This window comes from Kribbella turkmenica, from assembly GCF_004348725.1.
In the GTDB taxonomy this organism is placed as follows: Bacteria; Actinomycetota; Actinomycetes; order Propionibacteriales; family Kribbellaceae; genus Kribbella; species Kribbella turkmenica.
The window spans coordinates 1-13,638 of sequence record NZ_SMKR01000069.1 but is presented as its reverse complement, the minus strand read 5'-3'; the positions used below and the strand labels follow the sequence as shown (position 1 = coordinate 13,638).

The 13,638-nt window shown below is 69.2% G+C and carries 13 protein-coding genes and 2 pseudogenes; 5 read left to right on the top strand and 10 right to left on the bottom strand.

What is annotated here, in order from left to right; genetic code table 11:
• Positions 1 to 17: 17 nt before the first annotated feature.
• Positions 18 to 1,391, bottom strand: coding sequence for a MocR-like pyridoxine biosynthesis transcription factor PdxR (gene pdxR, locus E1218_RS17270; protein WP_132321308.1), 1,374 nt, complete (start codon positions 1,389 to 1,391; stop codon positions 18 to 20).
• Between the two features lie 69 nt (positions 1,392 to 1,460).
• Here pdxR and E1218_RS17265 point away from each other — a divergent pair, with 69 nt between their 5' ends.
• A complete protein-coding gene (locus tag E1218_RS17265; protein WP_132321306.1) occupies positions 1,461 to 2,141 on the top strand; it encodes a pyridoxamine 5'-phosphate oxidase family protein in 681 nt (226 codons plus the stop codon).
• Here the strand turns inward: E1218_RS17265 and E1218_RS17260 are convergent.
• From E1218_RS17260 to E1218_RS17240, 5 genes are all read right to left on the bottom strand, one after another.
• Complete coding sequence (locus tag E1218_RS17260; protein WP_132321304.1) at positions 2,138 to 2,920, bottom strand: ABC transporter permease; 783 nt, start codon at positions 2,918 to 2,920, stop codon at positions 2,138 to 2,140. The two genes, E1218_RS17265 and E1218_RS17260, sit on opposite strands and share 4 nt — an antisense overlap.
• Positions 2,917 to 3,879 carry an ATP-binding cassette domain-containing protein gene (locus E1218_RS17255; RefSeq protein ID WP_132321302.1) on the bottom strand — a complete coding sequence of 321 codons (963 nt, stop codon included), beginning with the start codon at positions 3,877 to 3,879 and terminating at the stop codon, positions 2,917 to 2,919. The genes E1218_RS17260 and E1218_RS17255 overlap by 4 nt, the downstream gene beginning before the upstream one ends.
• 137 nt (positions 3,880 to 4,016) lie before the next feature.
• Positions 4,017 to 4,541: an EXLDI protein gene (locus tag E1218_RS17250; RefSeq protein WP_132321300.1), complete on the bottom strand. Its 525-nt coding sequence runs from the start codon at positions 4,539 to 4,541 to the stop codon at positions 4,017 to 4,019.
• 70 nt (positions 4,542 to 4,611) lie between these two features.
• Positions 4,612 to 5,220, bottom strand: coding sequence for a hypothetical protein (locus E1218_RS17245; protein WP_132321298.1), 609 nt, complete (start codon positions 5,218 to 5,220; stop codon positions 4,612 to 4,614).
• Between the two features lie 380 nt (positions 5,221 to 5,600).
• A complete protein-coding gene (locus E1218_RS17240; RefSeq protein ID WP_132321296.1) occupies positions 5,601 to 5,861 on the bottom strand; it encodes a cell division protein CrgA in 261 nt (86 codons plus the stop codon).
• Positions 5,862 to 5,972: 111 nt separating this feature from the next.
• On the opposite strand from E1218_RS17240, the gene E1218_RS17235 reads away from it, so the two are divergent.
• The 4 genes and pseudogenes from E1218_RS17235 (at position 5,973) to E1218_RS37780 (ending at position 8,181) form a co-directional block, all read left to right on the top strand.
• Positions 5,973 to 6,743 (top strand): DUF881 domain-containing protein, encoded by a 771-nt coding sequence (locus E1218_RS17235; protein WP_132321295.1) that lies wholly within the window; start codon positions 5,973 to 5,975, stop codon positions 6,741 to 6,743.
• Positions 6,744 to 6,767: 24 nt separating this feature from the next.
• Positions 6,768 to 7,385 (top strand): aminodeoxychorismate/anthranilate synthase component II, encoded by a 618-nt coding sequence (locus tag E1218_RS17230; protein ID WP_132321293.1) that lies wholly within the window; start codon positions 6,768 to 6,770, stop codon positions 7,383 to 7,385.
• Between the two features lie 89 nt (positions 7,386 to 7,474).
• A pseudogene (locus tag E1218_RS37965) lies at positions 7,475 to 7,966 on the top strand (DDE-type integrase/transposase/recombinase); the annotation flags it as partial.
• On the top strand, positions 7,906 to 8,181 hold the full coding sequence (locus E1218_RS37780; RefSeq protein ID WP_267900313.1) for an IS3 family transposase: 276 nt from the start codon (positions 7,906 to 7,908) through the stop codon (positions 8,179 to 8,181). The pseudogene E1218_RS37965 and the gene E1218_RS37780, both read left to right, overlap by 61 nt.
• Positions 8,182 to 8,256: 75 nt before the next feature.
• On the opposite strand, the gene pknB is transcribed toward E1218_RS37780, so the two are convergent.
• The 4 genes and pseudogenes from pknB to E1218_RS17205 all read right to left on the bottom strand — a co-directional run.
• A complete protein-coding gene (gene pknB, locus E1218_RS17220) occupies positions 8,257 to 10,083 on the bottom strand; it encodes a Stk1 family PASTA domain-containing Ser/Thr kinase (RefSeq protein WP_132321289.1) in 1,827 nt (608 codons plus the stop codon).
• Between the two features lie 124 nt (positions 10,084 to 10,207).
• Positions 10,208 to 11,659: a peptidoglycan D,D-transpeptidase FtsI family protein gene (locus tag E1218_RS17215; RefSeq protein WP_132321287.1), complete on the bottom strand. Its 1,452-nt coding sequence runs from the start codon at positions 11,657 to 11,659 to the stop codon at positions 10,208 to 10,210.
• On the bottom strand, positions 11,656 to 13,056 hold the full coding sequence (locus E1218_RS17210) for an FtsW/RodA/SpoVE family cell cycle protein (protein WP_132321285.1): 1,401 nt from the start codon (positions 13,054 to 13,056) through the stop codon (positions 11,656 to 11,658). Before E1218_RS17210 ends, E1218_RS17215 begins: the two co-directional genes overlap by 4 nt.
• A pseudogene (locus tag E1218_RS17205) lies at positions 13,053 to 13,638 on the bottom strand (PP2C family protein-serine/threonine phosphatase); the annotation flags it as partial. The pseudogene E1218_RS17205 and the gene E1218_RS17210, both read right to left, overlap by 4 nt.

Below are 13,638 nucleotides of genomic sequence, written 5' to 3'. Positions count from 1 at the left end.
CGGGACAGAAGCATCTCTCAACGGTTGGTGACGCGGTTCAGTACGTCCGTGAGGAGGGCCAGGGCTTTGTGGAGGTCGGGGGTTGACGGAGTGGCGTAGCCGATCACCAGGCCGGGCGGACCGGGGTTGGTGCGGCGGTACTCCGAGAGGGGGGCTATGACGACGCCGGAGGCGCGGGCCAGCCGGGTCACCTCGTGGTCGTTGACGTGGTCGGGCAGTAGCAAGGTGATGTGGAGGCCGGCGTCTTGGCCGATGACCTGGCCGTACGGCGCGAGCGCCGTGCAGGTGTGCAGGCGGCGGTCGGCGTAGAGGCGGCGGTTGCGGCGGACGGACTGGTCCAGGTAGCCGTCGCGGAGCATGGTGAGGAGCGCCGCCTGCATCGGCCAGGCGGGCCAGTCTCCGGAGTTGGCGCGGAAAGTGGCGAGGCGGTCGACCATGGTGTCGGCGGCGACCAGCCAGCCGAGGCGGAGCGACGGGCTGAGGGTCTTCGACAGCGTGCCGAGGTGGACGACGCGGTCCAGGTCGAGCTGGGCGAGCGCGGGCAGCGGGGCGACGTCGTACCGGAACTCGCTGTCGTAGTCGTCCTCGATCAGCAGCGTCCCGGTCCGGCGTGCCCACCGGACCAGTTCGTTGCGCCGGGCAACGGGCAGCCGGCCGCCGAGCGGGTACTGGTGCGACGGCGTGACGTAGACCGCCGAGCACTCGGTCAGCGCCGACACCCGCAGGCCGTCCTCGTCCACCGGTACGTCGACGATCTCGAGCCGATGGTCCCGCGCGGCGCCCACGGCGTTCAGGTAACCCGGGTCCTCGATCGCGATCCGCTCGCCCGGCTGCAGCGTGACCGCGAGCAGCAGCCGGAGCCCGTGGACGGTCCCGTTGGTGACGAGCACGTTCTCCGGTCCGCAGGCGATCCCGCGGACCCGGCCGACGTGGTCCGCGAGCGCCTCCCGGAGCGCGGGCAGCCCGGCCGCGTCGTCGTACCCGCGCGGCGGCGACTGGGCCGACACCTCCCGCCAGGCCCGTCGCCAGCCGGGGTCGGGCGTCGGGCTGATGTACGGGATGCCGGGGCGCAGCGTGAGCAGGCCGGCGTCCGGATCCGGCCGAGGCTCACGACGACGCCGTACGGCGGGCTGCAGCGGCGCCACGTCCGTCACGAACGTCCCGGCCCCGGTGCGACCCTCGATCCACCCCTCGGCGTGGAGCTGGTCGTACGCCGCCTGCGCCACCGAGCGCGAGACGGCCAGATCCTTGGCCAGGTCCCGCGTGGACGGGAGCCGGTGGCCGGCCTGGAGCCGCCCGTCCCGGATCGCCGCCCGGACCTGCTCGGCCAGCTGCAGGTGCAGCGGCGGGCCGGCGGCACGATCGAGGATCAACGGCAGCGAGCTCTGCACGAATGGACTACCTGATTCGCTCGGGAATGGACCGTGCCAGCATGCCACTGGTTCCCCAAACCTGGTGACATGACCATCACGCCGCTCTCGCCGACCTATCGGACCTCTCTGCGCCGCTCGAAGGAGCGCGCTGCGACCGACCGCCACGTTCTGCACGACATCCTCCTCGACGGCATGTTCTGCCACCTCGGTGTCGTCCTGGACGGCGCTCCGCTCGTGCTCCCCACGGCGTACGGCGTGGACCTGGACCGCGGACCGGACGGCACGCTCTACCTCCACGGCTCGGTCGCCGCCCGCAGCGTGGTCGCGGCGCCGGAGCAGACGATCTGCGTGACGATCACCCATACCGACGGACTCGTCCTGGCCCGCTCGGCCTTCCACCACTCGGTCAACTACCGGTCCGCGGTGATCTTCGGCGTACCCCGGCTGGTGACGGATCCGGACGAGAAGCGCCACGGTCTCAACCGGATCGTCGACCACCTGGTGCCCGGCCGGTCCACCGCCGTACGCCCGCCGAACCGAAAGGAGCTCGCCAAGACCTCGGTCCTGGCCCTCGCGCTCACCGAGGCGTCGGTGAAGACCCGCTCCGGACCCGCCAACGACGAGGAGCAAGATCTCGACCTGCCCTACTGGACCGGTGTGATCCCGCTCCAGGTCGTGGCCGGTGAACCGCTCACCAACCCGGACTGCGATCTGCTCGTGCCCGCGCACGTCCGCACCCGCGCGAACCTGCTCGGTGCTCCGTCTTAGACAGTGGTTCCCTTGTTGTAGTTCTTCTGCGCCCAGAAGTAGCCGACCACGGCGATCGCCAGGCACCACGCCAGCGCCAGCCACCCGTCGCCGTTGTCCATCGGTGTACCGATCAGCAGGTGCCGCAGGGTGTCGATGATCGGGGTGAACGGCTGGTATTCGGCGAACCAGCGGATGCCGCCCGGCATCGACTCCAGCGGGATGAACGTGGTGCTCAGGAAGGGCAGTAGCAGGCTGATCGGCAGGACGACGTTGCTCGCGCCCTCCGGGGTCTTGCTGGTCAGCCCCAGCGCGATCGCGAGCCAGGTCAGCGCGACGGTGAGCACGAGCAGCAGCCCGCTCGCCAGCAGCCAGTCCGCGAACGACGCGTTCGGCCGGAACCCGATCAGGAGCGCGAACCCGACCACCAGGGCCAGGCTGACGATCGTCAGGATCACGTTGCCCAGCACGTGCCCGGTCAGGAAGGCCGGCCGGAAGATCGCCATCGTCCGGAACCTGGAGACGATCCCCTCGGTCATGTCGGTGCAGGCAGCCACCGCGGGCGACATCGTCCCGGACGCGATCGACATCAGCAGGATGCCCGGGGTGAGGAAGTCGAGGTAGTCGAAGCCGCCGGCTCCGCCCAGGCCGGCGGCGAAGGTGTCACCGAAGACCAGGCCGAACAGCAGGATCATGATCACCGGCATCCCGAGGGCGCCTAGCGACAGGGCAGGGTAGCGCTGCGCGTGCCGCAGGTTGCGGCGCAGCATCGTGGCGGTGTCCTGGAGCGCGTAACTCATTTCGATGCACCTTCGTTCTGAGGCTCGGTCTCGTGAGCGGTGCGCTGACCGGTGACGGCGAAGAACACGTCGTCCAGGTCAGGGGTGTGGACAGTCAGTTCGTCGACCTCGAGCGAGGCGTCGTCGATGCGGGACAGCAGCGCGCGCAATGAGTGCACGCTGCCGTCGTTCGGCAGCTGCAGGACCAGGGACTCGTTGTCCGGCAGCGCCGTCGGCAGCACCCGGCCGGCCAGCGCGAACTCCTCCGGTGACGTGAACCGCAGCCGGATGTGCCCGCCGGGGACGAGCCGCTTGAGCTCCTCCGCGGTGCCCTGTGCGACCAGCCGGCCAACGTCCAGTACGGCGATCCGGTCGGCCAGCTGATCGGCTTCCTCCAGGTACTGCGTGGTGAGGAAGACCGTCACGCCGTCGGCGACCAACTGCCGGATCAGCTGCCACACGGTGTGCCGGCTCCGCGGGTCGAGGCCGGTGGTCGGCTCGTCCAGGAAGATGATCCGCGGGCTGCCGACCAGCGTCATCGCCAGGTCGAGCCGGCGTCGCATGCCGCCGGAGTACGTCATCGCCGGCCTCGTACCGGCCTCGGCGAGGTCGAACTGTGCGAGCAGTTCTTCCGCCCGGCGGCGGGCTTCGCGGCGGCCGAGGTGGTGCAGGTCGGCCATCATGATCAGGTTCTCCCGGCCGGTCAGCAGGCCGTCGACCGCGGAGAACTGGCCGGTGACGCCGATCGCCGCCCGGACCGCCTCGGGATCGGCGTGCAGGTCGTGGCCGGCCACCCGGATCTCGCCGGCGTCGGCGGTGGCCAGAGTGGACAGGATGTGCACGACGGTGGTCTTGCCGGCGCCGTTCGGGCCGAGCAGGGAAAAGATGGTGCCTTCGGCAACGTGAAGGTCGATGCCGCCGAGCACCGCCTTGTCGCCGTACGACTTGTGCAGACCGCGCACGTCGATCGCAGATGACATGAGGGTTCCTTGAGTGATTTCGGGCAGGGTGAACCTGGCCCGGATGGCCTGAAGGGTGTGCGGAGGAGAGATTCGGGCGTGCTGATCCGGCCGAGCCGCCGGCGGCGGTCGGTGGTCAGCGTGGTGGGGTCAGGTGGTCAGATGTCCAGGTCCTCCACCGCGGGCTGGTTCGCGGCTTCCTCGACCAGTTCGTAGAGATCCTCGGGAATCAGTTCGCGTAGTTCCTGGACCGTCTCGACCACGTAGAGCGTGGCCTCGCCCTGCGCCATGCTCCAGGACTGGTCGGTGCTCCAGTTGCCGATCCAGGAACGCCAGCCGGTCAGGTACTGCTCGTCGTCGGCGTCGTGGCTGAACTGGTTGCGGCGGTCGGCGTGCAGGACGAACTTCCCCGACCGGCTGCGGTAGACCTTGAAGGCCTCGTACCCCGACCTGCTGGACCGGCCGCCCTCGGCGAGCAGCACGCCGGAGAACCGCTGCTTGCGGCCGGTCCCCCGGCCCACCCGCACGGTGATCTCGTCGTACCCCTCGAGCCGGCCTTCCTCCAGTTCGACGTACTTGCGCAGCGCGATCGAGATCGCCGAGGACAGGTTCCCGGCGAGCTCCTGCGCCTTCTTGTACAGCGGCAGGTCGTCGTCCGACACGTAGATCGTCTTGTTGGGCATCTCTTCTCTCCTCCTGCGTAGAACTATACGTAGGAGGTACGTAGATGTCTACATATATCTCTACGTAGACTCAGCTCGGCGAGTACAGCCAGGGGTGCTTGAGGTCGAAGAACGTCGGCGGGCCGGCGGCGAGCGACTGCAGCTCGTCCATCTGCGCCTTCAGCTTTGGCGGTGGCTCCTTCTTCTCGCCCACCCGCGCCTCGGCCTCACTGGTGAAGTACACGGCCATCGTGTAGTCGCCGTCGTCGTACAACGCGGCGACGCTGCCGATCACGTCCGGCCGGAACTCCGCCCACGGTTCGGAGTCCTGGCCCATCAGCTCGCGAGCGCGTTCCGGGTTGCTTCCCGCTCCCTGCACCACCTGCACGAAACCGGCCGCGTCCGGCTCACCCTGGAGGTCGACGACGACGTCCTCGGTGTCGTGGAAGGTCGCGTCTCCGCCGAGGGCGGACGAGAACTCGGTCCACCACGCGTCCTGCGCGGGCGACTCGCTGTTCCGCCGTGCCGCCTCGGCGGACTCGAACCGGGCGAGCGCGATGAACCGCCCGTCCTCCGTCACTCCAGCGGTGGTCCCCAGCCACCCGGTCGCCCGGGGCGCGAGTTCCGCCACCCACTGGTCGAGCGCGGCGTGCGCGCGCTCGGCGTCCGTCACCTGTCCCTGAATGACCTGCACAAACATGGCGAGACCCTCCCCGTCTCTCAGGCCGCAGTCCGGCACATCGACGGTACGTCGGTTCGCCGCTCGCGTGAACGTTGTGGAAGCCGAATCCTCAAACCTCGGTTATCCACAGATTTCGCCGAAGTCTCGCCGGGGATCGTGGAGAAGCCGGGGACAACCTGGGGACAAGTCGGCGGAAAGCTGTGCACAGCTGGGGATACGGGTGTGGATAACTTCACGCCTGTGATTCCGCGGCCAGGCGGTTGAGGTACCGGCCGACGTCGTCCTCTACGACACCCGCAAACGCGGCAGTTGACCACGGACCTCGGCCAGGCGCGCCCGATGACCGGCTGAGGACTAGGCGGCTCGCCGGGAACTGTCCGGCGAGACTCGGCGGCGGGCTAGATCCACTGGGTGGAGACGACGAAACCGACGGCGATCAGGCCCATGCCGATCAGCAGGTTCCAGTTGCCCAGGTCGTCCATCACCGGGATGTCCTGGCCCGCTACGTAGAAGACGACCAGCCAGGCGAGCCCGAGCAGCCAGCAGGCCAGCATCAGCGGCGCCACCCAGGCGCGGCTGGTGGTGCGCGGCTTCTTCGGCGTCTTCTCCGCCTTGACCTTGTCGGTCTTCTTCTTGTTGCGACTGCTCGACTCGGGCACGACTGAACTCCTTGTAAGGACGCATAAGCTGAGCTCTGGGGCTCAGGCCCGGACCGTAGTCGGGTCCGGTCCCGGGTTAGCGTAGTGCAGACAGCAACCTGGAGATCACTGGTGCGTAGGTTCAGGCGGATTTCGCTGTGGCGCGCGGGAGCGCCGTTGGCGCTGCTGTGCGCCGGCCTGCTGTTCGCGACCAGCGCCACCAACGCCCGGGGCACCGACCTGCGCCCTAGCCGCAACACTACGCTCGCCGGGCTGGTGGAGGAACAGAGCCGTCGCAGCGCGAGCCTGGTCCGCCAGCACGCGGCCCTGACCCAGGACATCGAGAAGCTGCAGGCGCAGCAGGGCTCGATCGACCCGAAGCTGTCCGCCGAGCTGAAGGAACTGTCCGAGCAGGTCGGCACGACGCCGGTCACCGGGCCCGGACTGACCGTCACCCTGAAGGACGCGCCCCGCGAGGTGGTCAAGGAGAACCCGGACGTCGACGCCGACTGGCTGGTGATCCACCAGCAGGACATCCAGGCCGTGGTGAACGCGCTCTGGGCCGGCGGCGCGGACGCGATCTCGATCCAGAACCACCGGGTCATCTCCACCACCGGGATCAAGTGCGTCGGCAACTCCGTCGTCCTGCACGGCGTGCCCTACCTGCCGCCGTACAAGATCACCGCCATCGGGGACCGGCAGAAGCTGCAGAAGGCGCTGGACGACTCGCAGTACATCGACAACCTGCAGGATTACGTGGTCAAGTTCCAGCTCGGCTACGAGGTGAAGAACGAGTCGTCGATCGCGATGCCGGCCTACGAGGGCACCCTCGACCTGCAGAGCGCGACCGTGCCCGGGTTCGAGCAGACGCCGTCGGGCAGCCCGACCGCGAGCGGGCGCTAGCCGGCCCCTGTCACAATGGTCCGCATGCCGCGGATCCTCGTCGTCGACAACTACGACTCCTTCGTCTACAACCTGGTGCAGTACCTGCAGCAACTGCAGGCCGAGACCACCGTGCTCCGCAACGACGAAGTCACTCCCGACCAGGTCACCGGGTACGACGGTGTGCTGCTCTCGCCCGGCCCTGGTACGCCGGAAGAGGCCGGCGCCTGCGTGGACATCATCAAGGAGAAGGCCGGCCAGGTCCCGATCTTCGGCGTCTGCCTGGGCTTGCAGGCGATCGGCGTCGCGTACGGCGGGGTGGTCGGCCGGGCCGACGAGCTGTTGCACGGCAAGACGAGCCAGGTGTTCCACGAGGGCGCCGGCGTGCTCGCCGGACTGCCGTCGCCGTTCACCGCGACCCGGTACCACTCGCTCGCGATCGCCCAGGACACCGTGCCGGACGAGCTGCAGGTGACGGCGCGGACCGAGGCCGGCGTGATCATGGCGGCCCGGCACCGCGATCTCCCGGTCGAGGGCGTCCAGTTCCACCCCGAGTCGGTGCTCACCGAAGGTGGCCACCGGATGCTCGCCAACTGGCTGGTGATGTGCGGCGACCCGGCCGCCGTCGCCCGCTCCGCCGGCCTGGCGCCCGTCGTCAGCTGAACCTACGAGAAAGCCCCCCGCGCTGTGAATGAACTGCTGCCCAGAAGTTGGACTGAGAATTCAGTTCCGGCTTCTGGGGAGTGTTTTGTATGGATCGTCGTAGTTCGCTGAGCGCGGCGCAGCGGGCGCTGGCGGTAGGTTTGTTCGAGCGGGGGCTGGGTCCGGGGGGTGTCGCGCGGCAGTTGGTGGTGGCGTGTGACCCGGTGAAGATGCTGTATCAGCGGTGGCGGATCTGGGGCAGAGGAGCGTTGTTGACCAGGCCGGCGAAACGGTCGTACTCGTTCGAGTTCAAGCTGGCTGTGGTGGAGCGGTTCCTGGCGGGGGAGCCGGTGACCGTGCTGGCGTTCCGCGTCGGGGACCGCAAGCTCTACCTGTCGCCGGTGATGGACTTGTTCGACCACCAGATCATCGCCTACGCGATCGGCACCTCGCCGAACCTGGACCTGACCAACAACTCGTTGCCCGACGCCCTGGCCACCCTCGGCCCTGGCCAGGCGCCGCTGGTGCACTCCGACCAAGGATTCCAGTACCAGCACCGCTCCTGGCAGCGGCTGCTCGCCGACGCCGACGCGACACAGTCGATGTCCGCAAAGCCAACTGCTACGACAACGCCGTCATCGAGAACTGGTTCGGGCACCTCAAAGAAGAACTCTTCAACCACACCCGATACGCCTCCGTCGAGGCGCTGGCCGAAGCGCTGCACCAGTACGTCGGCTGGTACAACAACCACCGAATCTCCACACAACTCGAGGGCCTGAGCCCGGTGCACTACCGGACCCAGACCCTCGCAGCCTAGAAACCCTCTATAACCTCTTACTCAAACCAGTCCAACTTTCCGGGACCAGCTCACTGCGCGGGGGGCTTCGTCGTGTCAGCCGCCGATGGTGATCGGCGGGGTGACCGGATCGTCCGGAGTCTCCGACTCGGACGGCGTCGGTGACGACGGCGGCGGTGTCGGCTCGCCCGCGTCGTTCACCGTCAGCGTGACCAGTGAGCCCTTCGGCGCCTTGGTGTTCGCCTTGACGCTCTGCTTGAGCACCGTCTGGTCGGCCGCGTTGGGGTCGCTTGCGGTGGCGTAGCCGACGCGGAAGCCGAGATCCTTCAGCGTCTTGGTCGCGTCGTCCTGCAGCTGGGTGACCACGTTCGGCACGTCGACCAGCTCCACGCCGGTGGACACGGTCAGGGTGAACTCGGTGCCGGACGGGTACATCCCGCTCGGGTCCGGGCTGACGGCCAGCACGGTGCCCTTCTTCTCCGGGCTGTCCTGTTCCTGGGTGGCTTCCTTGACCTTGAAATTCGCCGCGGTGCCTTCCAGTTCCTTCCGGGCAGCCGACTCGGACTTGCCGATGACGTCCGGCACCGGGAAGGCGCTGCGACCGGCCGAGATCACCACGTTGACGGTCGAGCCGGGGTCAGCCTGGGTCTCCGCCGGCGGCGTCTGCTCGATGATCAGGCCCCGCCCGACCGTGTCGTTCTTCGCGCTGGTCGAGGTGATCTTCAAGCCCTTCTCGGACAACAGTGCGGTCGCCTCCGTCAGCGACTTCCCCGTGACGTCCGGGACCGCCACCTTGGCCGGTGGGTTCGCCGTGCCGCCGTTGTCCTTGTTCATGCTGGTGAACAGGGCGTAGGCGCCGACGGCGACCGCCACGATCGCCAGGCCGAGCAGGAAGTAGGCGAGTCCGCGGTTGCGCCGGGAGCGGGCCGCCTCGGCCTCGTCGATCCCGTCGTCCGGCGGCAGCAGGTCGTCGGCGCCGGTCTGCCGGTAGGCCTGGGTGGCCGCTGTCTGGGCCACCGTCGGCGCCAGCGCGCGGGTCTCGGCGACCGCGGCCATCGGCGCGGTCACCTGCTGGCCGGCCAGCACCCGGTGGATGTCCTGGCGCATCTCGGCGGCGCTCTGGTACCGCTCCTCGCGGCTCTTCGCGAGCGCCTTGAGGACGACGGCGTCGACCTCCGGCGGGATGTCGGGGTCGAACGACGACGGCGGCAGCGCCTGCTCCCGGACGTGCTGGTACGCGACCGACACCGGCGACTCACCGACGAACGGCGGCCGCCCGGTCAGCAGTTCGTACAGCAGGCAGCCGGTGGAGTACAGGTCCGACCGCGCGTCGACGGTCTCACCGCGGGCCTGCTCCGGCGACAGGTACTGCGCCGTGCCGATGACGGCCGCGGTCTGGGTCATCGTGGACGAGGTGTCCGCGACCGCCCGGGCGATGCCGAAGTCCATCACCTTGACCTGGCCCTGCGGGGTCAGCATCACGTTCCCGGGCTTGATGTCGCGGTGGACGATGCCGGCCCGGTGGCTGTAGTCGAGTGCCTCGAGCACACCGGAGGTGATCTCCAGGGCGCGCTCGGGCATGATCTTGCGGCCCTCGCGGATCAGGTCACGCAGGGTCTTGCCGGTCACCAGCTCCATCACGATGTACGGGATGGTGATGCCGGAGCCGTTCGGGTCGGGCTCCTCGCCGGTGTCGTACACCGAGACGATGGTCGGGTGGTTCAGCGAGGCGGCCGACTGGGCCTCCCGCCGGAACCGGGCCTGGAAGGTGGCGTCGCTGGCCAGGTCGACCCGCAGCCGCTTGATCGCGACCGCCCGGCCGAGCCGGTTGTCCACGCCCTTGCGGACGTCGGCCATGCCGCCGCGGCCGAGCGGTTCGCCTTCTTCGTACCGGCCGCCGACGAGACGTGCCTGCGATGTCATGACTCAGCCTTCCAACCTGTCCGGAAACACACTCAACTTGCCCACGGTAGCCGTCGCCGCACGTGGAACCCCGTTGGAAAGACGCACCGTCACGGCATCATTCCGTATCGTGTTCGTCGACCCGTCACTGGCCCAGCACCGCCTCCATCACCCGTTTGGCGATCGGTGCCGCCAGGGTGCCACCGGCGATGTCGTTGCGCGGGATGTTCGCGTCCTCGATCATCACCGCGACCGCGATCTTCGGGTCGTCGGCCGGAGCGAACGCGGTGAACCAGGCGAACGGCGGCCGCTCCGGCGACGTCTGCGCGGTACCGGTCTTGCCGGCCACCTGGACCCCGCTGATCCGGCCCGGCTTGCCGGTGCCGTTGGCGACCACGTCGACCATCATCTGGGTCAGCTGGGCGGCGACCTCCGGCGTGACCGCCTGGTGCAGCGACTCGGGCTTGGTCTCGGAGACCGTCTTCAGGTCGTGGGTCTTCACGTTCTGCACCAGGTAGGGCTTCATCACCTCGCCCTTGTTCGCGATCCCGGCGGCCACCATCGCCATCTGCAGCGGCGTCGCCTGAACGTCGAACTGACCGATCGCGGACTGCGCGGTCTGCGGCTCGTTCGGGTCGGCCGGGAACCGGCTGGCGACCGCGCCCAGCTCGGGCAGCTGCCGCTCGCCGAAGCCGAACTTGGCGGCCTGCTCGCGCAGCGCGTCGGCCTTCAGGTCCAGACCGATGGTGCCGAACGCGGTGTTGCAGGAGTTCCGCAGCGCGACCGTCAGCGTCGCGTTGTCGCTGCCGCCGCAGTTCCGGCCGTTCTCGTTCACCAGCGGGACGGTGGTCTGCGGCAGCGGCAGCTCGGCCGGCGAGTGCACCTTCGTCTCCGGCGTGTACTTGCCGCTCGACAGCGCCGCGGCCGCGGTCACCAGCTTGAACGTCGAGCCCGGCGGGTAGAGCTCCTTGACCGCCCGGTTCGACATCGGCTTACCGGGCGCCTCGGTCAGTTCCTTCCACGCCGCGCTGACATCGTTCAGGTCGTGGGAGGCGAGCCGGTTCGGGTCGTACGACGGCCGGGTCGCCAGCGCGAGCACCCGACCGGTCTTGGGCTCGATCGCCACCACCGCGCCGGTCTTGCCGGCCAATCCGGCGTACGCCGCCTGCTGGGCCGCGGCGTTCAGCGTCAGCGTCACGCTGGCGCCCTGCTGACGCCGGTTGGTGATCACGTCGATCACCCGGCGGAACGCCATCGACGGGTCGGACCCGTTCAGCTCGGCGTTCTGGGTCAGCTCGATCCCGGCCCGGCCGTACAGGTACGAGTAGAAGCCGGTCACCGGCGCGTAGACCGGGCCGGCGGCGTACGTGCGCTGGAACTGGAACCGGTCGGTCGACGGTTTGCTCTGCGCGACCGGCGTACTGCCGATCAGGATCGGGCCGCGGTCGACCGAGAACTGCGAGTCCCGCACCCGCCGGTTGTCGTTGCGCGCGTTCAGGTCGCCGGCCCGGAAGGCCTGCAGGTAGGTCGAGTTCGCCATCAGCGCGAGCATCAGGATGATCGCCGCCACGGCGAGTCGCCGGATCGCTGAGTTCACTGCTTCTGCACCGCCATCGCGATCGTTTCGTCGGACACTGGGGCGGCCGGGGTCTGCGGGCGGCGGGCCTGGTCGCTGATCCGCAGCAGCAGCGCGATGATCGCCCAGTTCGCGACCAGCGACGTACCGCCCAGCGCCATGAACGGCGTGGCCAGACCGGTCAGCGGGATCAGCCCGGTGACGCCGCCGATGATGACGAACACCTGCAGCGCGAACGACATCGCCAGACCGGTCGCGATCAGCTTGCCGAAGACGTCCCGGCAGCCGAGCGCGGTCCGCAGCCCGCGCTCCACGATCAGCGTGTAGATCAGGATGATCGCCATCAGCCCGGTCAGGCCGAGCTCCTCGCCGAACGAGGAGATGATGAAGTCGCTCTGGCCGTAGAAGCCGAGCACCTCCGGCCGGCCCTGGCCCAGGCCGCGGCCGAGGACGCCGCCCCAGGCCTGGCCCATCAGTGCGGTCGCGACCTGGCCGCCGACCTCGTTGAACGGGTGCAGCCAGTCGTCCACGCGCTTCTGCACGTGGCCGAAGGTCTGGGACGCGAAGAAGGCGCCGCCGGCGAACAGCAGGCCACCGATGATCAGCCAGCCGGCCCGCTCGGTGGACACGTACAGCAGGATCAGGAACAGGCCGAAGAACAGCAGCGACGAGCCGAGGTCCTTCTCGAAGACCAGCACACCGAGGCTGACCGCCCAGGCGATCAGGATCGGGCCGAGGTCGCGGGCGCGGGGCAGGTCGAGGCCGAGGAAGCGGTGCCCGGCCAGCGTCAGCACGTCCCGCTTCACCACCAGGTAGCCGGCGAAGAAGACGACCAGGAAGAGCTTGGCGAACTCACCCGGCTGGAACGACATCCCGAGCAGCCGGACCCAGATCTGCGCGCCGTTGATGTTGACGCCGAGACCCGGGATCAGCGGCAGGACCAGCAGCACCAGGCCGGCCAGGCCGGCGGTGTAGGTCAGCGCCTGCAGCCGCCGGTGGTCGCGGATCAGCAGGATGACGGCCAGGAACAAGACGATGCCGACCGCGGTCCAGGTGATCTGCTGCGGCGCGGCCGGTGACCGCGGATCCCGCCCGGCGGCCTCCGCGGCCGCGGCCATGCCGAGGTCGACCCGGTGGATCATCGCCACCCCGAGCCCGTTCAGCACGACGGCGCACGGCAGCAGCACCGGGTCGGCGTACGGCGCCCGGAAGCGCAGCGCGAAGTGGGCGATCAGGGCGAGCAGTCCGATGCCGGCGGCGTAGTACCCGGTGCTCGCCGGGACCTTGTCCTGGACGGTGATGCCGATGTTCACGTACGCGCCGACCGAGACGACGATCGCGATGATCAGCAGCAGCAGCTCCACCCCGCGCCGGGTGCGCGGGATGATCTGGACGACGGAGGTCGACGCGATACTCATCGGACCCCGTCACAATCGTCGGGGTTCACCGTGCCGGGCGTCGGCGTGGCCGACGGAGTGGTCGCCGGCACGGTCGCCGGCGGCTTCGGCGGGGTGGACGCCGGCGGCACGGTGGCCGGCGGCGTACTGGGCTTGGGGGTGGGCGTCGGCTTCGCCCGGGCGGCGCACTCGGCAGCGGCCCGCTCCAGCTCGTTCACGATCGTCCGCGCCCCGGGCAGGTCGTCGGCCCGGATGTTGCTCTCCACCTGCTCGCGGCTGTACGTCGGCAGCTTGTCCACCTGGAGCGTCTGCTTCTCGTACACCTTCGACAGCGTCAACCCCGGAATGTCCTCGTCCACACCCTTGAAGATCGCCACGTAGTCGCCGTCGGTGCCGACGTAGTACTGGTTCTGCGTCCAGGCGTACGCGAACCAGCCGCCGCCGACGATCAGCGCGAGGATGACGGCCAGGACCGCGATCCGCCGCAGCCATGGGAACCGCTTCGGCGGCCGCGGCGCGTACCGCAGCTCCTCCGGGTCGAGCGCGGCACCGTGCCCGCCACCGCCGCCATGGCCATGTCCGGGACCGGGTACGGCGACCGTC